A 20662-nucleotide genomic window follows, 5' to 3' on the forward strand; every position below is an offset into this window, starting at 1 on the left:
GGGCCTTCCGACGACGAAGGATGACGACGTGGCAGAGCACACGTTCCGCGTGACCATTCGCGGCAGGTTCGACGGGCTGGGCGACGACGACCGGGCCTCGCTCCTCGCCGGGGTCGGCGACCTCGACCCCACCAGGATCGCCTTCACCGACGAGGGCACACTGGTCTACGACCGGAGCCTGTCCTGGTTCGCCTTCCGCTGCCAGGTGTACGGCGACGCCGGCGACGGTGAGGCCGCGGACGTCGCGGACGCCGAGCGGGCCGCGCTCGACGCCCTCGCCGCGCACGGCTACGGCTTCCGGGACACGCAGTCGACGGTGACGGACATGAGCGCCGTCCCGATCCGCAGGAAGGGTCGCCGGACGGGCTGACCCGGGCCTTCCGCAGACCCCGGCCCTTCCGGGGGCGTCCGGACCCTTCCCGGCCCTCCGGAACCCGGGGCGTCCCCGCTTCGGCCGGGTCAGGGCCAGGAGGAGTCCTGGCCGGGGTCGCCGCCCTCGGACAGGAGCCTGACGTCGGACTCGACCATCATCGCGACGAGCTCCTCGAAGGGGACCGTGGGCTCCCAGCCGAGCTGCACCCGGGCCTTCTTCGGGTCGGCGCAGAGCAGGTCCACCTCGGCGGGGCGGTGCAGGGACGCGTCGCACACCACGTACCGCTCCCAGTCGAGGCCGGCGGCGGCGAAGGCGGCGACCACCAGGTCGCGGACGGTGTGGGTGCGGCCTGTGCCGATCACGTAGTCCTCGGGCGCGTCCGCCCGGAGCATCAGGTGCATGGCGCGGACGTAGTCGCCGGCGTAGCCCCAGTCGCGGCGGGCCTCCATGTTGCCCAGGCGCAGCTCGTCGGCCAGGCCGAGCTTGATCCTCGCCACGCCGAGGCTGACCTTGCGGGTGACGAACTCCGCGCCCCGGCGCGGGGACTCGTGGTTGAACAGGATCCCGGACACGGCGTACATGCCGTAGGACTCGCGGTAGTTCTGGGTGAGGAAGTGCCCGTACGCCTTGGCGACGCCGTACGGCGAGCGGGGGTGGAAGGGCGTGGTCTCCGTCTGCGGGGTCTCGCGGACCTGGCCGAACATCTCCGAGGACGACGCCTGGTAGAAGCGGATCTGGCCGGAGCCGGCCGCCGTCCGGGAGGAGGAGACGCCGGAGCAGACCCGGATGGCCTCCAGCATGCGCAGCACGCCCATGCCGGTGACCTCGGCGGTCAGCTCGGCCTGCTCCCAGGACATGGGGACGAACGAGATGGCGCCCAGGTTGTAGACCTCGTCGGGCTGGACCTTCTCCACGGCGGAGATCAGCGATCCCTGGTCGAGGAGGTCACCCCGGACGAGCCGGACGTCCTGCAGCAGGCTGCGGACCCGCGAGACGCGCGGGTTGGCCTGGCCCCGCACCAGGCCCCAGACCTCGTAACCCTCGCCCAGCAGGTGCTCGGCCAGGTAGGAACCGTCCTGCCCGGTGATGCCGGTGATCAGTGCGCGCCTGGCCAACGCGTCCTCCTTGCTGGTGGATGAGACTTTTGCCCCTCATATGGCGTGTGACGGCGAATGTACCGTCCTGCCGTCGGCATGGGCATCATGCCGACCGCGCCATAGCTAGAACGCGTTACATAGAATAATGCTCTGTCGCCCTGACATCGCAGATGGGACCGGGTGCGACGGACTGCGGGAACGATTACACCTCGGGTCGGCGAGACCTACTGAATGGTAGGGTCCGGAGGGAAAGGTCGTCTTTCACGGTACCTGTCCCCTTCCGGACAGGATAAGGAAGGGGTCGCCGTGCCAGGGGCGGATTCGCTGCGCGTCGCGCTGCTGTCGTACCGCAGCAAGCCGACATGCGGTGGCCAGGGCGTCTACCTGCGCCATCTCAGCAGGGAGCTGGTCGCTCTCGGCCACCACGTCGAGGTCTTCTCCGGCCAGCCCTACCCCGAACTCGACGAGGGCGTCATCCTCAACAAGGTCCCCAGCCTGGACCTCTACCGCGACGAGGACCCCTTCCGCACCCCCGGCCTCCGCGAGTACCGCGACTGGATCGACCTCCTGGAGGTCGGCGCCATGTGGACCGCCGGCTTCCCCGAGCCGCTGACCTTCACCCTCCGGGCGTACCGCGAGCTGAAGAAGCGCGTCGGCGACTTCGACGTGGTGCAGGACAACCAGACGCTCGGCTACGGCCTGCTCGGCATCCAGAAACTCTTCCCGGTGGTCGGCACCATCCACCACCCGATCAGCGTGGACCGGCGGATCGAGCTGAAGGCCGCGTCGGGACGCAAGCGGCTGTCGCTGCGACGGTGGTACGGCTTCGTCCGCATGCAGGCCAAGGTCGCCCCCCGGCTGAAGCCCATCCTGACCGTCAGCGAGTCGTCCCTGGCCGACATCCACCGCGACTTCAACGTGCCCCAGGCCAACATGCGGCTCATCCCGCTCGGCGTGGACACCCGCTACTTCCACCCCCGCCCGGACATGCCGAAGCGGCCCGGCTCGATCGTCGCGGTGGCCAGCGCCGACTCCCCCATGAAGGGCGTCGCGACGCTGCTGCGCGCCGTGGCGAAGCTGGCGACCGAGCGCGACGTGAACCTCACCGTGGTCAGCAGGCCGACCCCGGGCGGGCCGACCGAGAAGCTGGTCGCCGAGCTGTCCCTCCAGGACCGGGTGCGGTTCGTGCACGGCATCTCCGACACCGAGCTGGGCGAGCTGATCGCCACCTCGGAGATCTCGGTCGTCCCCTCCCTTTACGAGGGCTTCTCGCTGCCCGCCGTCGAGCACATGGCCTGCGGCACCCCGCTGATCGCCAGCCGTACCGGCGCGCTGCCCGAGGTGGTCGGCGACGCGGCCGTCCAGGTGACGCCCGGCGACCCCGAGGAGCTGGCCGCCGCGCTGCGCCGCCTGCACGACTCCCCCGAGGAGCGGGCGGCGATCGGCAGGAAGGGCTACGACCGGGCCATGGAGCGCTACACCTGGAACGTCGTCGCCCAGCGGACCGTGGACGCCTACCGCGAGGCCATCCGGGCACGCCGCGGCCGGTGACGTCCCCGCCGCCTCACCCCCCAGAACCCTCGGAACCCTGAAAGCCCCGAACCCCCCGGAACCCCTCGGACCAGAGCCTTCGGGCCCTGACCATCCCTCCACCCCCGACCATCTGAAGAGGAGCGGCGAGTGCTGACTGTCGACTTCGGCCGGCTGCCCGTCGGACCCGGAACCCGGGTCCTGGATCTGGGCTGCGGCGCCGGGCGGCACGCCTTCGAGGTGCTGCGCCGGGGCGCCGACGTGGTGGCCTTCGACATGGACGCCAAGGAGCTCGAAGGCGTCGCCACCATGTTCACCGCCATGGACAAGGCCGGAGAGGTGCCCCCCGGCGCGACGGCGCGGACCGTGACCGGCGACGCGCTCGACATGCCGTTCGAGGACGCGGGCTTCGACCGGGTGATCGCCGCCGAGGTGCTGGAGCACATCCCCGATGACATGTCCGCGATGCGGGAGATCCTCCGTGTGCTCAAGCCCGGCGGCCTGGCCGCCGTCACGGTGCCGAGCTTCCTGCCGGAGCGGATCTGCTGGGCCCTCGACGAGGCGTACCACACGGCCCCCGGCGGGCACGTCCGCATCTACACGCTCGCCGAGCTGAGCGCCAAGCTCAAGTCCGTCGGCTTCGAGATCGGCCCCCACCACCACGCCCACGGCCTGCACGCGCCGTACTGGTGGATCAAGTGCGCGGTCGGTGTGGACAACGACGACCACCCGCTGGCCAAGGCGTACCACGAGCTTCTCGTCTGGGACATCATGAAGCGCCCGGCCGCCACCCGGATCGCGGAGGCCGTCCTCAACCCCCTCATCGGCAAGAGCGTGGTGCTCTACGTCCGCAAGCCCGCATGAGCGACTCCGTCATGGAGTGGGGGCGGGTCGTCCAGACCGCCCGGAGCATCGCGGCGCTGCAGGAACCCGACGGCGGCGTGCCGTGGCCCGAGGGGCACGTGGACGCCTGGAACCACGTCGAGTGCCTGATGGCGATGAGCGTGGCGGGACTCACCGGACCGGTGCGCCGCGGCTACGACTGGCTGGCCCGCACCCAGCGGGCCGACGGCTCCTGGCCGATGAAGCTGGTCGGGGGCCGCGCGGCCGAGCACGGCGGCGAGTCCAACCACGCCGCCTACGTCGCGGTCGGCGTCTGGCACGAACTGCTGGTCACCGGTGACGAGGCCTTCGCCCGTGAGATGTGGCCGGTCGTCCGCGCCGCGCTGGACTTCGTCGTCGGCCTGCAGACCACCCGGGGCGAGATCGTCTGGGAGCGTACGGCGAGCGGCGAACCCGCCGGGTACGCCCTGCTGACCGGGTGCGCCTCCATCCACCAGGGACTGCGCTGCGGTGTGCTGCTAGGCGAGCGCCTGGGCGACCCGCAGCCCGACTGGGAGCTCGCGGCCGACCGGCTCGGCCACGCCCTCGCCGCCCACCCCGAGGCGTTCGCCGACAAGAGCCGCTTCTCGATGGACTGGTACTACCCGATCCTCGGCGGCGCCGTACGCGGTGAGGCGGCCCGGACACGGCTGGCCGAGGAGTGGGACACGTTCGTCGTGCCCGGCCTCGGCATCCGCTGCGTCTCCGACCAGCCGTGGGTGACCGGCGCCGAGTCGTGCGAGCTGGTGCTCACCCTGGACGCCCTGGGCGACCGGGAGCGGGCGCTGCGGCTGTTCGCCGACATGCAGCACCTGCGGCACGAGGACGGCTCCTACTGGACCGGCTGGCAGTTCGTGAACGGCAGGCACTTCCCGGACGAGCGCTCGGCCTACACCGCCGCGGCCGTCGTGCTCGCCGCCGACGCGCTGGACGGCCGCACACCCGCCGGGGGCGTCTTCCGGGACGCGGGCGGGTACACGGACCGCCCCACGGCGGGCTGCGGATGCAGCCACGCGGGCTCGCGGGCCTGACCCGCCTTCCGGCCCCGCGGGCTCCGGTTCCGGTCGTCCCCGCCTCCGCGAACCCCCTGGATCGCAGGCTCCGGTTCCGGCCGTCCCCTGCCTCCGCGGACTCCCTGGACCACGGGGCCCCGGCCCCGGCTGTCCCCGCCCCCGCAGGTCCCGTTCCTGATCCGTCCCGAGCCCTCCAGGCTGGCGTTTTCTTTGCCGGGCACCCGAAACGCGGTGCTTGAAGGCCCGGATGCGCCTTACTACGTTCGGGCCTGTGAGCGATGCGGAGGGTGCCCGGACGGGGGTCGCCGGACTCCCGCCCGCGAGGGCGCGGCGGACGGCGCTGCGCTGCCTCGCCGGCTCGCTCACCCTGGTGACCGTCCTCGGGCACCTCGTCCCCGGTTTCGAGCAGCCCTGCCTCGCACCGGTCGCGGGCACGGCCACCGGCGTCGCCGCCGAGTTCGCCCTGGAGAGCCTGGACGCGTGGGCGTACCTGCGCAGGCCCCGCTACCTCCGCCTCCGGAGCGGACGGAGGGGCGGGACGCTCGACTTCTTCCTGCCGTCGTACGTCACCGGCCTGCTCTGCGCGATGTTCCTGTACGGCGGGGGCCGCCTGTCCCCCGTGGTGATGGCCACGCTGGTCGGTGTCAGTGGCAGGTACGTCCTCCGGTTCCGCGGGACGGGCGGGCCCGTCCTGAACCCCGCGGCCCTCGGCACGGCCACGGTGCTGCTGCTGTGGGCCGGCACGCCGCCGCCGTACCGGTTCGCCGCGGGGGTTCCGGGGCCGTTCGACGTGGTGGCGCCGCCGGTCGTGCTGGGCCTGGGGGTGGCGCTGCACGCGGGACTGACCGGCAGGCTGCCGGTGCTCGCGGGCTGGGCCGGCGGGTTCGCCGCGCAGGCCGTCGCGCGGGGCTGCCTGTCCGGCGTCTCGGTGATGGACGCCCTGCTGCCGATGACCGGCCCGGCCTTCGCCCTCTACACCGTCTACGTGGTCGCCGACCCGGAGACGACCCCCGCCGGCCGCCGCGCCCAGGTCGTGTTCGGCGCGGCCACCGCCACGGTCCACGGCCTGCTGGTCGCGCTGGACGTCCTGGGCGTCGCCCACGGGCCGTTCCTCGCCCTCGTGGCCGTCTGCGCCTGCCGCGGCGCGCTCCTGGCCGTGCGGGCGCGGAGGAGGCGGCGCGCGGCCCGGCCCTCCGCCGTCGCCCCCGCGCCCTCCCCAGTGTCCGTCGCCACGGCTTCCCCGGGTGTCGCCGTACCGGCCGGAGGCGCCGTCTCCCTCGCCGTCCCCGGATCGGCGGGCGGCCCGGCGGAGTCCGGGGTTCCGGCGGGTCGCGGCGGATGAGCACCGGGACCGCAGGGGCCGCCGGAGCGGGCGGGGCGAGCGGGGACGGCCGGGGACGCTTCCTGACCGGGGCGCGTGTCCACGTGCCCGGGGTGGATCTCGTCGCCGACAGCCGCCTGTCCCTCGCCAGCGACCCCTACCTTGCCGACTACCGCGTCGACGGCCGCGCGACGCTCCCCGCCGTGGTGGCCCTGGAGGCCATGGCGCAGGCCGCGGGCGCGCTCGCCGGACGGCCGCTGGACGAGATCACGCGGATGGCGTTCGACCGGCCGGTGGCCGTGCCCGACGACGGCGGCGCCGTGATCCGGGTGCGCGCCCTGCGGTGCGGGCCGCTGATCGAGACGGTGCTCCGCTGCGAGGAGACGGACTTCCACGTCGACCACTTCCGCGCCGCCTTCCCGCTGGAGCCGACCGACGGGACGCTGGAGGTCCCCCGGCTCGGCCCGGACGGCCCTCCTCTGGAGGCCGCCGACCTGTACGGCGCGGCCGGCCTCCCCGGCGGCCCGGCGTGCTTCCCCACCGGCCGGTTCCGCCGGGTGATCCGGCTCACCCTGGCCGGGCCGCGGGGCTGCCGGGGCGAACTGCGAGGCGACGACGCCCTGGGCTGGTTCGGCGCCGGGTACGGCAGGCCGGTGCTGGGCAGCCCCGGGCTGAACGACGCGGTGATCCACGCGTTGCAGGCATGCGTGCCGCGTCACCGGCTGCTGCCCTCGGGGGGCGAGCGCCTCCTGGTGCGGCCCTCGCAGGGGGACGTCCGGCTGCACGCCGTCGGGCGCGGCCGCCGGGGGGACGAGCACGTCTGGGACGTCACCGCGACCGACGTGCGGGGCCGGCTGGTGGTGGCGTGGACCGGACTGCGGCTGCGGGAGGCGGACCCCGCGGGGTGGGAGCCCCCGCCGGAGGCGGCGGGGGAGCCGGCCGGAGGACCCGCGGAGCCGCAGGAGCCGGAGTCGGAGTCGGAGGAGGAGTCGGAGGAGGTGGAGGGTCAGCCGGCGCCGGGAGCGACCCTCTCCAGCACGCGCAGCGAGCCGGTGTGCCTGACCTCCTTGAACTCCCCGGAGGCGAGGACCCGCTGGTAGACCCGGTACGGCGCCTGCCCGCCGTCGGCCGGGTCGGGGTAGACGTCGTGGAAGGCGAGCGCGCCGCCCGGCATGACGTGCGGCGCCCATCCCTCGTAGTCCCTGGTCACCGGCTCCTCGGAGTGCCCGCCGTCGATGAAGAGCATCCCCAGCGGGGTGTTCCACAGCGCCGCGACCCGGTCGGAGGCGCCGACGACGGCGATGACCTCCTCCTCCAGGCCGGCCGAGGCGATCGTCTGGCGGAAGGTGGGCAGCGAGTCCATCTTGCCGAAGCGGTGGTCCATCAGCGAGGGGTCGTGGTAGGCCCAGCCGGGCTGGATCTCCTCCGAGCCGCGGTGGTGGTCGACGGTGACGACGACGGATCCCGCCTGCCGCGCCCCCGCGCCGAGGTAGATCGCGGACTTGCCGCAGTAGGTGCCGATCTCGCAGATCGGGCCGCGCGTGCCGTACTCGGCGGCGGTCTCGAAGAGGGCGAGGCCCTCGGCGTCGGGCATGAAACCCTTGGCGCGCCGGGCCGCGCTCCGCAGCTCGGCGGGCATGGTCGGGATGCTCATCGGGGCAGCCTACCCAGAACCGGCATCTTCCCGACGAACAACCCGTGACACCGTGTCAGCCCCAGAAACCGAACAACATTCCAAACAACCCTTGCCCGCCCCTGTGCCCCATGTTCTACTTTCCTCCGTGAACCAGCGCGCCCGCATCGCGATGGCGGAGGACGAGGTCACGGCCTTCGTCGCCGCGTCACGGAAACTCCAGCTCGGCACGATCAACCCGGACGGGACGCCGCACCTGGTGACCATGTTCTACGGGCTGACCGGCGGCAGGATCTCCTTCTGGACGTACGGCAAGGCCCAGAAGGCACGCAACATCGAGCGGGACGCGCGGGTGACCTGCCTCATCGAGGCCGGTGAGGACTACTTCGACCTGCGCGGCGTCCTGCTGTACGGCACCGCCCGGCGGATCGGCGACCCCGAGGGCGTCCTCGGCGTGGGCATGGACGTGGCGCGCCGGATGGCCGGAATGCCCTCCGACGACGAGGCCCTGCGGGGCTACGTCGAGGAGACCGGCCGCAAGAGGGTCGCCTTCGTCGTCGAGCCCGGCCGGGTGGTCTCCTGGGATCACCGTAAGCTCGCCTCACCGGCATAAGGAGGTCCCCATGAGAATCACCGTCGACTACATGGTCTGCGAGGCCAACGCCGTCTGCACCGGGCTCGCCCCCGAGGTCTTCGAGCTCGACGACGACGACCAGCTGCACCTGCTGCTGCCCGAGCCGCCCGCGGAGCTGTCGGACCGGGTCCGGCACGCCGCGCGGTCCTGTCCCAAAGCCGCCATCTCCCTAGCGGAGAACTAGGAGGATCCCCATGCGTGGTGCGCTTCTGCACGCCGTCGGCGACGACAAGCTGGACATCCGCGACGACTTCACCCTCGCCCCGATGGGCCCGACGGACGTCCGGATCAAGGTCAGGGCGACCGGCGTGTGCCACTCCGACCTCTCGGTGATCAGCGGCGTGCTGCCCATGCCGCTCCCGATCATCCCGGGCCACGAGGGCGCCGGAGAGGTGCTGGAGATCGGCGACCACGTGACCTCGGTCCAGCCGGGCGACCGCGTCATCGTCAACTGGACCCCGGCCTGCGGCCACTGCTTCAACTGCCTGGCCGGCCAGCCGTACCTGTGCATGACCTACGTGATGGAGAGCTTCGTCAACGCCCGGTTCCGCTACGGCGGCGACACCCCGGCGTTCGGGATGGCCGGGTGCGGCACCTGGTGCGAGGAGATCGTCGTGCCCTGGCAGGGGGCGATCAAGGTCGATCCGGAGATCCCCTACGAGATCGCGGCGCTGATCGGCTGCGGCGTCACGACCGGCGTCGGCGCGGCGCTCAACACCGCCAAGGTGCGGCCCGGCTCGACGGTCGCGGTGGTCGGCGCCGGCGGCATCGGCCTGTCGATCATCCAGGGGGCGCGGATCTCCGGCGCGACCACCATCCTGGCGATCGACCCCCTCGAGTCCAAGCACGAGCTGGCGAAGAAGGTCGGCGCCACGCACGCCGTCACTCCCGACCAGCTCCAGGACGCCGTCGCCACGCTGACCGGCGGCCACGGATTCGACCACGGCTTCGAGGCGGTCGGCAAGTCCGCCGCCATCATGACCGCCTGGCAGGCCACCCGGCGCGGCGGCGACATGATCGTGGTGGGCGCGGGAGCCGTCGACGACACCGTCCCGCTGAACGCCTTCAGCCTCCTGTTCGAGGGCAAGAACATCCTCAGCTCGATGTACGGCGGGTCCGACGTCCGGCACGACTTCCCCTTCCTCGCCGGGCTGTACAAGGCCGGCAAGCTCGACCTGGAGAGCATGATCAGCGCCCGGATCAGGCTCGCCGACCTCAACGACGCCGTGGCCGCCCTGCGCGGCGGCGAGGTCCTGCGCCAAGTGGTCGTCCTGGACTGACGACCTGGACCGACGGCCCGGCGGGAACACCGCTGGCGAGCGGGTCCCTCACCGGACCCGCTCGCCGCCGGCCAGGCGGTCCGTCAGCCACGGCCGCGCGACAGCGTGAGGGCCGCGGCCGTGGTGGCCGCCAGCGTCACGGCCGCGACGCACAGGGCGACCCGCAGATCCGCGACGAACCCGCTGCGGTCAGCGACCAGGGCCCCGAAGACGGCCACGGCGAGCGCGCCGCCCGCCTGCCGGAAGGAGTTCAGGATCCCGGCGGCCGTCCCGGCCCGGTCCGCGGCGACACCGTCCAGCAGGACGGCGGTCAGGGAGGGCACGACGAGGCCCATGCCGAAGCCGGCCGGGACGAGCATCACCGCGATCACCGTCACGCCGGTCCCCTCGTCCATCCAGAGCAGACCGGACAGCGCCAGCGCGAAGACCGCCTGCCCCAGGGCGATCGGCACCCGCGGCCCGAAGCGCGCCGCGACCCTGGCCGAGACCAGGTTGGCACCGGCGATCACGGCCATCATCGGCAGGAACACCAGCCCGGCGGCCATGGCGGACAGGTTCAGGACGTCCTGCAAGAACAGGCTCAGCACGAACACCAGCCCGTAGAAAGCGGCGCTGGCGACGAAGCCGATCACGACCGGGACCGTCACCGCGCGCGACCGGAAGAGACCGAGCGGAACCATCGGCGCGGCGGCGCGCGCCTCGATCACGACGAACGCGGCAGCCGCCACCGCGGCGAGCCCCAGGCAGCCCAGGACCACGGGCTCATCGAAGCCGTTCTCCCCTCCGTCGATCATCCCGAAGGTGAGGGCCGCGAGCGCGACGATCGCCGTGAGCTGGCCGTACGGATCGAGCGACGTGGCGCCGCGCGGCGAGCGCTCCACGCGCGCCAGCACCGCGAGGGTGGCGACGCCGACGGGCAGGTTGACGGCGAAGATCGCCCGCCAGCCCAGGGTCGCGGACAGCACCCCGCCGGCCACCGGGCCGGCGGCGACCGCGGAGGCTCCGCCGACGGCCCACAGCGCGATGGCCCGCGTCCGTTCGGCCGCATCCGGGAACGCCTGCCGGACGAGGGCCAGCGAGGAGGGAAGCATGATCGCCGCGGCGCTCCCCTGGAGCAGCCGGGCGGCGATCAGCTCGCCCAGCCCCGGCGCCAGTCCGCAGGCCGCCGAGGCCACCGTGAAGAGCGCGACGCCGGCGCCGAACGCGCGGCTCGCCCCGATGCGGTCGGAGAGCGTGCCCGCGGAGAGCAGGAGCGCGGCGGACATCAGCGTGTAGGCGTCCACGATCCACTGCAGCCCCGCCGTACCGCCGCCGAGGGTCCGCCCGATCCCGGGCAGCGCCACGTTCATCGCCATGGCGTCGAGGTTGAGCATGAAGGTGCCCATGAGCGCGGCCGCCAGGATCGGCTTCGGTGCGGCCGTGCGTCGCCGGGCGCCCCGTGGCGCGCGGGCCGGTGCGATGGAGGTCATCCGCCCAGGCTGGCGCGGCTCGCCAGGGTGAGGCAGACCGCGGTCCTCCGGGGTGCGCCAGAGGGGGTGTGACAGGGCCTGGCTCCGGGCCGGGCCCGTGACCGTCCACTGGCAGACTGAGGACATGACCGAGTTCGGGAGGTTCCTGCTGGCTCGCCGCGGCGGCATACGCCCGGAGGACGTCGGACTGCCCGCCGGAACCGGCACGCGCCGTACGCCGGGTCTGCGCCGGGAGGAGCTGGCGGCGCTGGCCGGTGTGAGCATCGACTACTACGTACGCCTGGAACGCGGCAAGGAGACCCGCCCGAGCCCCTCCGTCGTCGAGGCGCTGGCCGACGCGCTCCGCCTCGACGAGGAGGAACGCGGCTTCCTGCGCGAGCTGGCTGCGCGGGCGGCGCGGCGCGCGCCCGAGCCCCGCCCCCTGCCGTCGCGGCGGGTCCGCCCGACCGTCATGCGGCTACTGGAGACGCTCCGGCCCAACCCGGCGTACGTCCTGAGCCGCACCAACGACCTTCTGGCGGCCACCCCCGGGGGCCTGCGGCTGCTCCACGGCATCGCCGACTGGCCGGAACGGCAGCGCAACACCATCCGGTACACCTTCCTGCACCCGGCCGCCCGGGACCTGTGGGTGGACTGGGAGCGGAAGGCCAAGGGGTGCGTCGCCCAGCTGCGGGCGATCGCCGGCGCCGACCCGGACGCCCCGGACCTCGCCTCGCTCGTGGGCGAACTGATCGTGAAGAGCCCCGACTTCAACCGGCTCTGGGAGCGGTACGAGGTGCACACGATCGGCGACGGCACCAAGACGCTCCGGCACCCGGAGGTCGGCACGATGACGCTCTCGCACGAGGGGCTGTCCCTGAACCGCGCGCAGGGCCAGCGCCTCGTCGTCTACATGGCGCCGCCCGGCAGCCCGGACCACGACGCGATGACACTCCTCGACCTCACCACCCCCGATCCGCCCGGCGCCTCCGGCGGTTCCGGCGGGACGGCGTCCGTCTCATCGTCCAGGGGACAGCGCTGACCGGAGCCACCGGATCGGCACGGCGGCACGCGCAGGACGGCGCCCCGACCCCTTCGCCCGGCGAGAACCGGGACACCACCGGTTCAAGCTACGCGGAGGAGGTTCGCCCAATCACCCTCTGTCACAGTCGCCATGGAAGCAGGCTCCTCATCGAGTTAAGGCTATCCTTGAATTCCGGAGGCTTCCGTGACATGGACGGTGAAGGTCACAGATGAGTACGCCGCCTGGTTCAGAACTCTGATCAAGGAGGATCTCGATTCAGCGACCCAGGTCGCACAAGCCGTCACGGCTTTGCGCGAAGAAGGACCCACGTTGGGCAGGCCGCTGGTCGACCGGCTCAAAGGAACAGGCCTCCACCATCTGAAGGAACTACGCCCAGGGTCACGGGGTCGCTCAGAAATCAGAATCATCTTTGCATTCGATCCGACCAGGGCCGCCTTGCTGCTACTGGGCGGTGACAAGGCGCGGAACTGGGACCGGTGGTACAAGGAGAACATCCCCATCGCCGTCCGGCTCTACATGGAATACAGGCGAGGACGAGGAGTGAGCATGCCCGAGCGGACGCCCGGAGACTGGGAAGACCTGGAGCGGGAGCTGCACGCGGCCGGAGTCGATCCCGCCGAGATCGAAGCGGGCGCGAAGCGTCTTCTGGCCGAAGCCAGAGGTCATCAGCTGGCCGGGGCACGCAAGCAACTGGGGCTCGGCCAGAAGGACGTCGCAGCGGCGATGAACGTGAGCGTTGCCCGGGTCTCCCAGATCGAACACGGCGAGGTCACCTCCATCGAGGTCATCGCCCGCTATGTCGAAGCGCTCGGCGCTCGGCTCGACCTGGTCGCCGACTTCGGCGACCGGACCTTGCGGCTGCCCGTATCCGAGAGGTCTGTGGACAGCGCCGCCTGATCGTCCCGTTCGTCGCGGGCGGATGGCACGGCGGCCGCCGCCGTACTCCGTCTCCGTACGGCGGCGGCCGGCGTGGCGGTCGTCAGTCGGTGGAGAAGGCCGCGTCGAAGGACGCGGTGGGCGGGGTGATCGCGTTGAGTGCCCGGATGAGGGCCAGCGCGTCGGGGGCGCCGTCCAGCCGGTCCATGCCCGCGTCCTCCCACTCGATGGAGATCGGCCCGTCGTAGCCGATCGCGTTGAGCGCGCGGAAGCAGTCCTCCCAGGGAACGTCGCCGCGGCCGGTGGAGACGAAGTCCCAGCCGCGGCGCAGGTCGGCCCAGGCCAGGTGGGAGGCCAGCCGGCCGCGCCGGCCGTCCCCGGTGCGGACCTTGGCGTCCTTGCAGTCGACGTGGTAGATCCGGTCGGCGAAGTCCAGGATGAACCCGACCGGGTCGATCTCCTGCCAGACCATGTGGGAGGGGTCCCAGTTCAGCCCGAAGGCCGGGCGGTGGCCGATCGCCTCCAGCGTCCGCACGGTGGTGTGGTAGTCGTAGGCGATCTCGCTGGGGTGCACCTCGTGGGCGAAGCGCACGCCGACCTCGTCGAAGACGTCCAGGATCGGGTTCCACCGGGCGGCGAAGTCGGCGTAGCCGTCCTCGATCATCGAAGGCGGCACCGGCGGGAACATCGCGACGGTGTGCCAGATGGACGAGCCGGTGAACCCGACCACCGTCTTCACGCCGAGCTTCGCGGCGGCGCGGGCGGTGTCCTTCATCTCCTCGGCGGCGCGCCGCCGCACACCTTCGGCCTCGCCGTCGCCCCAGATCCGCGCGGGCAGGATGCCCCGGTGCCGCTCGTCGATCGGGCTGTCGCAGACGGCCTGGCCGACCAGGTGGTTGGAGATCGTCCAGACCTTCAGGTCGTACTTGGCCAGCGTCTCCTTCTTCCGCTCGACGTAGGAGTCGTCGGCCAGGGCCTTGTCCACCTCGAAGTGGTCGCCCCAGCAGGCGATCTCCAGCCCGTCGTAGCCCCACTGGGCGGCCAGCCGGCACACCTCCTCGAAGGGCAGGTCGGCCCACTGACCGGTGAACAGCGTGATGGGTCGGGTCACGATTCCTCCTCCGGAGTCTGCGGAACGGCGTCCGACGCGGCGGCGTCCGGTACGGCGGAGCCCGCGGCCGGGGCGTCCTCCACCGCGGTGAACCGGCTGCCGTCCGCCGCGCTCGCCTCGACCGCGGCCAGCACCCGCTGCACCCGCAGGCCGTCGGCGAACGACGGTGACGGCGCCCGGCCGGCGGCGACCGCCTCGACGAAGTCCTTCACCTCGTGGGTGAAGGTGTGCTCGTAACCGAGGCCGTGGCCGGGCGGCCACCACGCCCCCGCGTAGGGGTGGTCGGCCTCGGTCACGATGACGCGGCGGAAGCCCGCCTCGGAGGCGGGCAGGGTGTGGTCGTGGAACCACAGCTCGTTCATGGCCTCGAAGTCGAAGGCCAGGCTGCCGGCCGAGCCGTTGATCTCCAGGCGCAGCGCGTTCTTGCGGCCGGTGGCGAACCGGGTCGCCTCGAACGAGGCCAGCGCCCCGCCCTCGAAGCGGCCGATGAACAGCGCGGCGTCGTCCACGGTGACCTCGCCGGTCTCCTGCGCGGCGCCGCCCGCGGACAGCCCGGCGGAGCCCTCGGCCAGCGGACGGCGTTTGACGAACGTCTCGGTCAGCGCCGACACGCCGGTCAGGCGGCGGCCGGTGACGAACTGGGCGGTGTCGATGATGTGGGCGCCGATGTCGCCCAGCGCGCCGGACCCGGCCTTGTCCCGCTGGAGCCGCCACACCAGCGGGAAGTCCGGGTCGACGATCCAGTCCTGGAGGTACTGGGCCCGCACGTGGCGCAGCTCGCCCAGGCGGCCCTCGGCCACCCACTGCCGGGCCAGCGCGACGGCCGGGACCCGGCGGTAGTTGAAGGCGACCATGGCGTGCACGCCGCGGGCCGCGGCGCGCGTCGCCGCCTCGACCATCGCCTCGGCCTCCGCCACGGTGTTGGCCAGCGGTTTCTCGCAGATGACGTGCTTGCCGGCCTCCAGGGCGGCGATCGCGATCTCGGCGTGGGAGTCGCCCGGGGTGCAGATGTCCACCACCTGCACGTCGTCGCGGGCGATGAGGTCGCGCCAGTCGGTCTCGGCCGCGGCCCAGCCCAGGTCGCGGGCGGCGGCGGCCACGGACTCCTTCGACCGGCCGGCCAGCGCCGCCATCACGGGCCTGGCCGGCAGGTCGAAGAACGCGCCGGCGCTGCGCCACGCCTGGGAGTGGGCACGTCCCATGAACGCGTACCCGACCATGCCGATCCCCAGCGTCGGTGAGTCGTGTGCGGCCATCAGGACTCGAACCCCAGCGGCAGGTACTTGTCGACGTTCTCCTTGGTGACGGTCTCCGACGCCAGCGTGATCGACTGCGGCACCTCGTTCTCCAGCAGGTCGCTCATGCCCTTGCCCTGCGCGATCAGGCGGGCCAGCTTGATCGCCGAGGCCGCCATCGTGGGGCTGTAGGTCACCGTCGCCTTGAGCACGCCGGTGTCGGCCTGGATGTCGCGCATCGCGTTGGCCGAGCCGGCGCCGCCCACCATGAAGAACTCGTTCCGCCCGGCCTCCTTGATCGCGGCCAGCACGCCGATCCCCTGGTCGTCGTCGTGGTTCCAGATCGCGTCGATCTTCTTGTGGGCCTGGAGCAGGTTGCTCGCCACCTTGGTGCCGGACTCCACCGTGAACTGCGCGTCCTGCTTTGCCGTCACGGAGAAGCCGTACGTCTTCAGCGCGTCCTCGAAGCCCTTGCTGCGGTCCTGGGTCAGCGGCAGCGTCGCGATGCCCTGGATCTCCAGGATCACCGGGTTCGACGCGCCCTTCTCCTTGAGCGTCTTGCCGATGTAGTGGCCGGCCGCGACGCCCATGCCGTAGTTGTCGCCGCCGATCCAGGTCCGGTACGACAGCTTGTCGGGGAACACCCGGTCCAGGTTGATCACCGGGATGCCCGCGTCGGCGGCCTGCCGGGCGACCTGGTTGAGCTGCTCGCCGTCGTTGGGCAGGATGACCAGCGCGTTCACCTTCGCCGCGATCAGCGACTCCACCGCCGAGATCTGCGCGTTGATGTCGTTGGTCGGCTCGACCGGCTTGAACTCCACGTCGGAGTACTGCTTGGCGGCGCTCTCGGCGTTCTTGGCGATCGCGGCGATCCAGCCGTGGTCGGCGGCCGGCGCGGAGAAGCCGATCACGACCTTCTCGCCGGGCTTGTCGTTGTCACCGGCGGGCGCGGGCGCCGCGGGCGGCGAGGTGGCCGCCGTACTGGCCGGGGTGTTGCTCGTGCATGCCGTGACCAGCGCTCCGGCGCCGATCGCCGCGCCGCCGAAGAGTAGCCCCCGACGGCCGACCGGTGTGGACATGGTTGTTCTCCTTGCTCCCGTGGAGGGTGGTGAGGGGTCTCGCGGACGAAGGGACGGTACGGCGGGCCGTACGGCACCGCGGGTCTGTACGGCGTCCGCGGGCCGTACGGCCGGCCGCGGGTCAGGTCGGTGAGCGCAGGCTGCGCCGCTGCAGCAGCACGGCCACCACGATGATCAGTCCCTTGGCGACGAGCTGGTCGCTGGTGTTGAGGCCGTTGAGGATGAACAGGTTGGTGATCACCGTGAAGATCAGCAGACCGAGGATCGAGCCGATGATCGAGCCCCGGCCGCCGGTCAGCAGCGTGCCACCGATGATCACCGCGGCGATCGCGTCCAGCTCGTACAGGTCGCCGTGGGTGGAGGAGCCGGTGGTGGTCCGCGCCATGATCAGTACGGCGGCGATGCCGCAGCACAGCCCGGACAGCGTGTACAGCCACATCGTGTGACGGCGCACGTCGATGCCGGCCAGCCGGGCGGCCTCGGGGTTGCCGCCGACCGCGTAGGTGCGGCGGCCGAACGTGGTGCGGTTCAGCAGGATCCAGCCCGCCGCCACCACGACCGCGAAGATGTAGACCAGCAACGGGATGCCGAGCACCCGCGTGGTCGACAGGTCCACGATGGCCTGGTTGCCCTGCTGGACGAGCTGGGTCCTGCGGTCCGACATCCGCTGGGCCAGGCCGCGGGCGGCCACCAGCATGGCGAGCGTCGCGATGAACGGCACCAGTCGCCCGTAGGCGACGAGCAGGCCGTTGACCAGCCCGGCGCCGGCGCCGACCAGAACCGCGCACACGATCATGACCAGCGGGCCGTAGGACTGGGTGGCCAGCGTGGTCGCCCACACCGACGCCAGCGCCATGACGGCCCCCACCGACAGGTCGATCCCGCCGCCGATGATGACGAACGTCGCGCCGACCGTGATCACGCCGATCGTCGCGGCCAGCGACAGGATGCCGACCAGGTTGGAGGTGGTGGCGAAGGCGTCGGGCACCCTGACCAGGCCCACCACGGCGAGCAGCGCCAGGGCGACGACCAGTCCCAGGTGCGGCACCTCCCCCAGCCGGGACAGCGGGGTCACCCGGCCGGCGGCGGGCCTGTGGACGGCCGTCCCCGCCCGGTCGTCCTCCCCGGCCGGTGACCCGGCGACGTCCACGGGGCTCGCGGGGCTCCCGGGGTCCACGGGGCTCTCGGGGCTCGCGGAACTCGCGGGGGCCCGGCCCTGCGGTTCGGTCACAGCGCACCGCCTTCCATGATCATGTCCAGCACTCGATGTTCGTCCAGGTCGCGGGCGTCACCCTGGTGGATGGCCGCCCCCTCGCGGATGACCAGCACCCGGTCGGCCAGGCCCAGCACCTCGGGCACCTCGCTGGAGACCAGCAGCACCCCGAGGCCGGAATCGGCCAGCTCGCGGATGACGGCGTACAGCTCGGCCCGCGCGCCCACGTCCACGCCGCGGGTGGGCTCGTCCAGCAGGAGCAGCCTGCGCTCATTGAGCAGCCAGCGGGCCAGCACGACCTTCTGCTGGTTGCCGCCGGACAGCGTCTTGACCGGCCGGTCCGGGTCGCCCGGCCGGACGTCCAGCCGCTCGACGAGGGCGCGGGCGTCGGCGGCCTCGCGGCGCCGGTCGAGCCAGCCGAGCCGGGAGTAGCGGCCCAGACCGGCCAGCGAGATGTTCCGGGTCACGCTCTGGTCCAGCAGCAGCGCCTGGGACTTGCGCTCCTCGGGGGCGAGGCCCATGCCGAGCCGGACGGTGCGGCCGGTGCCGCCCCGGCCCACCGGCCGCCCCTCCAGCAGCACGTTCCCGGTGTGGCGGCGCGCGCCGTAGACGGCCTCGATGATCTCCGAGCGGCCGGAGCCGACCAGCCCCGCCAGGCCGACGATCTCGCCGGCCCGCACCGAGAAGGAGATGCCGGACAGGACGCCGGGGACGGTGAGGTCCTCGACGCGCAGGACCTCGGGGCGGCCCTCGTGGCTCCCGGGCGCCGGCCGGGGCGGGAAGACGTGCTCCACGGACCGGCCGGTCATCAGTGAGACGATCTCGCCGGTCGGGGTGGTCTTGGCGGGCAGGCCGACGGCGACCGTACGGCCGTCCTTGAGCACCGTCACCCGGTCGCCGATCTCGCGGATCTCCTCCAGCCGGTGGGAGATGTAGATCACCGCGACCCCCTGGGCGGTCAGCTCGCGGATGATCCGGAACAGGTTCGCCACCTCGTCGTGGGCCAGCGCGGCCGACGGCTCGTCCATGACGATCAGGCGGGTGTCGCGTGACAGCGCCCGCGCCATGCTCACCACCTGCTTGGCCGCCGGGGACAGCCGGCCGACCTCGGTGCCGGGGCGGATCTCGCCGTGTCCCAGCCGGGTCAGCAGGCCGCGCGTGGCGCGGCCGACCTCGGACTGCCCGACGAACCCGAGGCGGGACGGCTCGTGGCCGAGGAAGACGTTCTGCGCCACGGTCAGCCCGTCGACCAGGTCGAGCTCCTGGTAGATCGTGGAGATGCCCAGCCGGATCGCGTCGATCGGGCTCGCCGGGCGCACCTCCTCGCCGCCGAGGGTGATGACGCCCTCGTCGGGCCGGTGCGCACCGGCCAGGACCTTGATCAGGGTGGACTTCCCGGCGCCGTTCTGGCCGAGCAGGCAGTGCACCTCGCCGGGCAGGACCTCCAGGTCGACGCCGTCGAGCGCGCGCACGCCGGGGAACCGCTTGACGATCCCCTTCATCTGCAGCAGGGGGGTGACGGCGGACATGGAACCTCGCTGGGGGTCGGGGGTCTGGCCGCATCCGGAGCCGGTGCAGCAGAAGGTAACCCCCTTCTTCTAGCGTTGTGAAGACCTTTCGCCGAAAGTCACCAAACTTTTGCAGAAATCCGCAAAAGTCCGCCTGGCCGTACGGCCGGCGGTTTCGGCGGCGGTCCGGGCGAGGGTGCGCGAGCCGCCGGGAACCGTCCCTGAACAGCGAAGAGGGCGCCCCGGTCGGGGCGCCCTCTTCGACGGGCGGAGGTCGGAGCACGGACGGCGGGGGGCCGGCGGCGACGCGGACCGTACGGAGGTCAGAGCACGGACGGCGGAGTGCAGACGGCGGCGCGGGTCGCCGGGACGTGCCCGGGCGGCGGCCGGAGCGCGGTCAGAGCATGGCCCGCAGCGACGCTCCCGCCTGCTCGCCGAGGGTGGTCGGGGTGAGGTACGGCTGCTCGGCCATGATCGCCTGCCAGTTGTCCCGGATGTCCTCGACGGTGTGGTCCTCCTGCCGCCAGCCCGGCCCCTCGGCCACGAACACCCGGGCGATCCGGCCCGCGCCGACGCTGAAGACCTCGCCGCTGGTCTCGCAGGACTCGTGCGCGAGGTAGGCGACCAGGGCGCTGATCCTGCCCGGTGTGAACCTCTCCTCGAACTCGGCCGGCAGCAGCGACTCGGTCATCCGGGTCCAGGCGATGGGCGCGATCGCGTTGGCCCTGATCCCCGCCCTGGCGCCCTCGATGCCGAGCGTCTTGGTGAAGCCGACCAGCCCCATCTTGGCGGTGGAGTAGTTGGCCTGGCCGAAGTTGCCGAACAGCCCGGCCGGCGAGGAGGTGTTGACGATCCGGCCGTAGCCCTGCTCCTTGAGGTGGGGGAAGGCGGCCCGGGTGACCAGGAACGAGCCGCGCACGTGGACGGCGAGGACCTGGTCGAACTCCTCGACGCTCATCTTGCCGAAGGACTTGTCGCGCAGGATGCCCGCGTTGTTGACGACGACGTCGATCTTCCCGAAGGCGTCGATCGCGGTCTGCACGATCGCGGCGGCGCCGTCCGGGGTCGCGACGTCATGGGTGCTGACGACGGCCTCCCCGCCGTTCTTGGCGATCAGCTCGGCCACCTCGGCCGCCGGGCCGGTGGAGGATCCGGTGCCGTCCAGCGCGCCGCCGAGGTCGTTGACGACCACCTTCGCGCCGCGCTCGGCCAGCGTCAGCGCGTGCGAGCGGCCGAGACCGTGCCCGGCGCCGGTGACGATCGCGACCCTGCCGTCGAACCGCAGCTCCGTCATGCGGACTCCCTGGAGAATATAGTTCTGTTTTTCACAGAATATCCGGCAAAGCCGTCGAATGCCATCTTTCGTCCAACGGAGTGCGTCTCC

The 20662-nt window shown here is 72.3% G+C and carries 20 protein-coding genes; 11 read left to right on the top strand and 9 right to left on the bottom strand.

Going from position 1 to position 20662, the window contains the following annotated elements; all coding sequences use genetic code 11:
* Positions 1-28: 28 nt before the first annotated feature.
* On the top strand, positions 29-370 hold the full coding sequence (locus ACZ6W9_RS29465) for a DUF6204 family protein (RefSeq protein WP_389959474.1): 342 nt from the start codon (positions 29-31) through the stop codon (positions 368-370).
* Positions 371-459: 89 nt separating this feature from the next.
* Here ACZ6W9_RS29465 and ACZ6W9_RS29470 read toward each other — a convergent pair whose 3' ends face one another.
* The gene (locus ACZ6W9_RS29470) at positions 460-1488 is read right to left on the bottom strand and encodes a GDP-mannose 4,6-dehydratase (RefSeq protein ID WP_389959471.1); all 1029 of its coding nucleotides are present in this window, start codon (positions 1486-1488) and stop codon (positions 460-462) included.
* A gap of 252 nt (positions 1489-1740) precedes the next feature.
* Between ACZ6W9_RS29470 and ACZ6W9_RS29475 the strand changes: the two genes are divergently transcribed.
* The 5 genes from ACZ6W9_RS29475 to ACZ6W9_RS29495 all read left to right on the top strand — a co-directional run bounded on the left by ACZ6W9_RS29475 (position 1741) and on the right by ACZ6W9_RS29495 (position 7316).
* The gene (locus tag ACZ6W9_RS29475) at positions 1741-3021 is read left to right on the top strand and encodes a glycosyltransferase family 4 protein (protein WP_389960305.1); all 1281 of its coding nucleotides are present in this window, start codon (positions 1741-1743) and stop codon (positions 3019-3021) included.
* A 129-nt stretch (positions 3022-3150) separates the two neighbouring features.
* Positions 3151-3864, top strand: coding sequence for a class I SAM-dependent methyltransferase (locus ACZ6W9_RS29480; protein ID WP_362935062.1), 714 nt, complete (start codon positions 3151-3153; stop codon positions 3862-3864).
* Positions 3861-4913: a prenyltransferase gene (locus ACZ6W9_RS29485; RefSeq protein WP_389959467.1), complete on the top strand. Its 1053-nt coding sequence runs from the start codon at positions 3861-3863 to the stop codon at positions 4911-4913. The genes ACZ6W9_RS29480 and ACZ6W9_RS29485 overlap by 4 nt, the downstream gene beginning before the upstream one ends.
* Before the next feature lie 253 nt (positions 4914-5166).
* Positions 5167-6237 carry an enediyne biosynthesis protein UnbU gene (locus ACZ6W9_RS29490; RefSeq protein ID WP_389959465.1) on the top strand — a complete coding sequence of 357 codons (1071 nt, stop codon included), beginning with the start codon at positions 5167-5169 and terminating at the stop codon, positions 6235-6237.
* On the top strand, positions 6234-7316 hold the full coding sequence (locus tag ACZ6W9_RS29495; RefSeq protein ID WP_470120654.1) for a polyketide synthase dehydratase domain-containing protein: 1083 nt from the start codon (positions 6234-6236) through the stop codon (positions 7314-7316). Before ACZ6W9_RS29490 ends, ACZ6W9_RS29495 begins: the two co-directional genes overlap by 4 nt.
* Here the strand turns inward: ACZ6W9_RS29495 and ACZ6W9_RS29500 are convergent.
* On the bottom strand, positions 7223-7870 hold the full coding sequence (locus tag ACZ6W9_RS29500; RefSeq protein ID WP_389959459.1) for a class I SAM-dependent methyltransferase: 648 nt from the start codon (positions 7868-7870) through the stop codon (positions 7223-7225). The genes ACZ6W9_RS29495 and ACZ6W9_RS29500 overlap by 94 nt on opposite strands.
* 127 nt (positions 7871-7997) lie before the next feature.
* Between ACZ6W9_RS29500 and ACZ6W9_RS29505 the strand changes: the two genes are divergently transcribed.
* Genes ACZ6W9_RS29505 through ACZ6W9_RS29515 form a run of 3 tightly spaced genes read left to right on the top strand, consistent with a single transcriptional unit; the run spans position 7998 to position 9763 of the window.
* Positions 7998-8462 (top strand): pyridoxamine 5'-phosphate oxidase family protein, encoded by a 465-nt coding sequence (locus ACZ6W9_RS29505; protein WP_389959456.1) that lies wholly within the window; start codon positions 7998-8000, stop codon positions 8460-8462.
* A gap of 10 nt (positions 8463-8472) precedes the next feature.
* On the top strand, positions 8473-8667 hold the full coding sequence (locus ACZ6W9_RS29510; protein WP_362935044.1) for a ferredoxin: 195 nt from the start codon (positions 8473-8475) through the stop codon (positions 8665-8667).
* Between the two features lie 10 nt (positions 8668-8677).
* Positions 8678-9763 (top strand): alcohol dehydrogenase catalytic domain-containing protein, encoded by a 1086-nt coding sequence (locus ACZ6W9_RS29515; protein WP_389959451.1) that lies wholly within the window; start codon positions 8678-8680, stop codon positions 9761-9763.
* Between the two features lie 83 nt (positions 9764-9846).
* Here ACZ6W9_RS29515 and ACZ6W9_RS29520 read toward each other — a convergent pair whose 3' ends face one another.
* Positions 9847-11232, bottom strand: a complete 1386-nt coding sequence (locus ACZ6W9_RS29520) for an MFS transporter (protein ID WP_389959448.1) — start codon at positions 11230-11232, stop codon at positions 9847-9849.
* Between the two features lie 124 nt (positions 11233-11356).
* Between ACZ6W9_RS29520 and ACZ6W9_RS29525 the strand changes: the two genes are divergently transcribed.
* Together ACZ6W9_RS29525 and ACZ6W9_RS29530 are read left to right on the top strand one after the other, a co-directional pair.
* Positions 11357-12253, top strand: coding sequence for a helix-turn-helix transcriptional regulator (locus tag ACZ6W9_RS29525; RefSeq protein ID WP_389959445.1), 897 nt, complete (start codon positions 11357-11359; stop codon positions 12251-12253).
* A gap of 186 nt (positions 12254-12439) precedes the next feature.
* Positions 12440-13153 carry a type II toxin-antitoxin system RelE/ParE family toxin gene (locus ACZ6W9_RS29530; protein WP_389959443.1) on the top strand — a complete coding sequence of 238 codons (714 nt, stop codon included), beginning with the start codon at positions 12440-12442 and terminating at the stop codon, positions 13151-13153.
* Between the two features lie 82 nt (positions 13154-13235).
* Here ACZ6W9_RS29530 and ACZ6W9_RS29535 read toward each other — a convergent pair whose 3' ends face one another.
* From ACZ6W9_RS29535 to ACZ6W9_RS29560, 6 genes are all read right to left on the bottom strand, one after another.
* The gene (locus ACZ6W9_RS29535) at positions 13236-14243 is read right to left on the bottom strand and encodes a sugar phosphate isomerase/epimerase family protein (protein ID WP_389959440.1); all 1008 of its coding nucleotides are present in this window, start codon (positions 14241-14243) and stop codon (positions 13236-13238) included.
* Complete coding sequence (locus ACZ6W9_RS29540) at positions 14240-15499, bottom strand: Gfo/Idh/MocA family protein (protein ID WP_389959438.1); 1260 nt, start codon at positions 15497-15499, stop codon at positions 14240-14242. The genes ACZ6W9_RS29535 and ACZ6W9_RS29540 overlap by 4 nt, the downstream gene beginning before the upstream one ends.
* Positions 15499-16557, bottom strand: coding sequence for an ABC transporter substrate-binding protein (locus ACZ6W9_RS29545; protein ID WP_389959436.1), 1059 nt, complete (start codon positions 16555-16557; stop codon positions 15499-15501). Before ACZ6W9_RS29545 ends, ACZ6W9_RS29540 begins: the two co-directional genes overlap by 1 nt.
* Positions 16558-16678: 121 nt before the next feature.
* On the bottom strand, positions 16679-17788 hold the full coding sequence (locus ACZ6W9_RS29550; RefSeq protein WP_389959433.1) for an ABC transporter permease: 1110 nt from the start codon (positions 17786-17788) through the stop codon (positions 16679-16681).
* A complete protein-coding gene (locus tag ACZ6W9_RS29555) occupies positions 17785-19299 on the bottom strand; it encodes a sugar ABC transporter ATP-binding protein (RefSeq protein WP_389959430.1) in 1515 nt (504 codons plus the stop codon). The genes ACZ6W9_RS29550 and ACZ6W9_RS29555 overlap by 4 nt, the downstream gene beginning before the upstream one ends.
* A gap of 376 nt (positions 19300-19675) precedes the next feature.
* Positions 19676-20572: an SDR family oxidoreductase gene (locus tag ACZ6W9_RS29560; RefSeq protein WP_389959427.1), complete on the bottom strand. Its 897-nt coding sequence runs from the start codon at positions 20570-20572 to the stop codon at positions 19676-19678.
* Positions 20573-20662 lie beyond the last annotated feature (90 nt).

The organism is Streptosporangium sp. NPDC053982, from assembly GCF_055585205.1.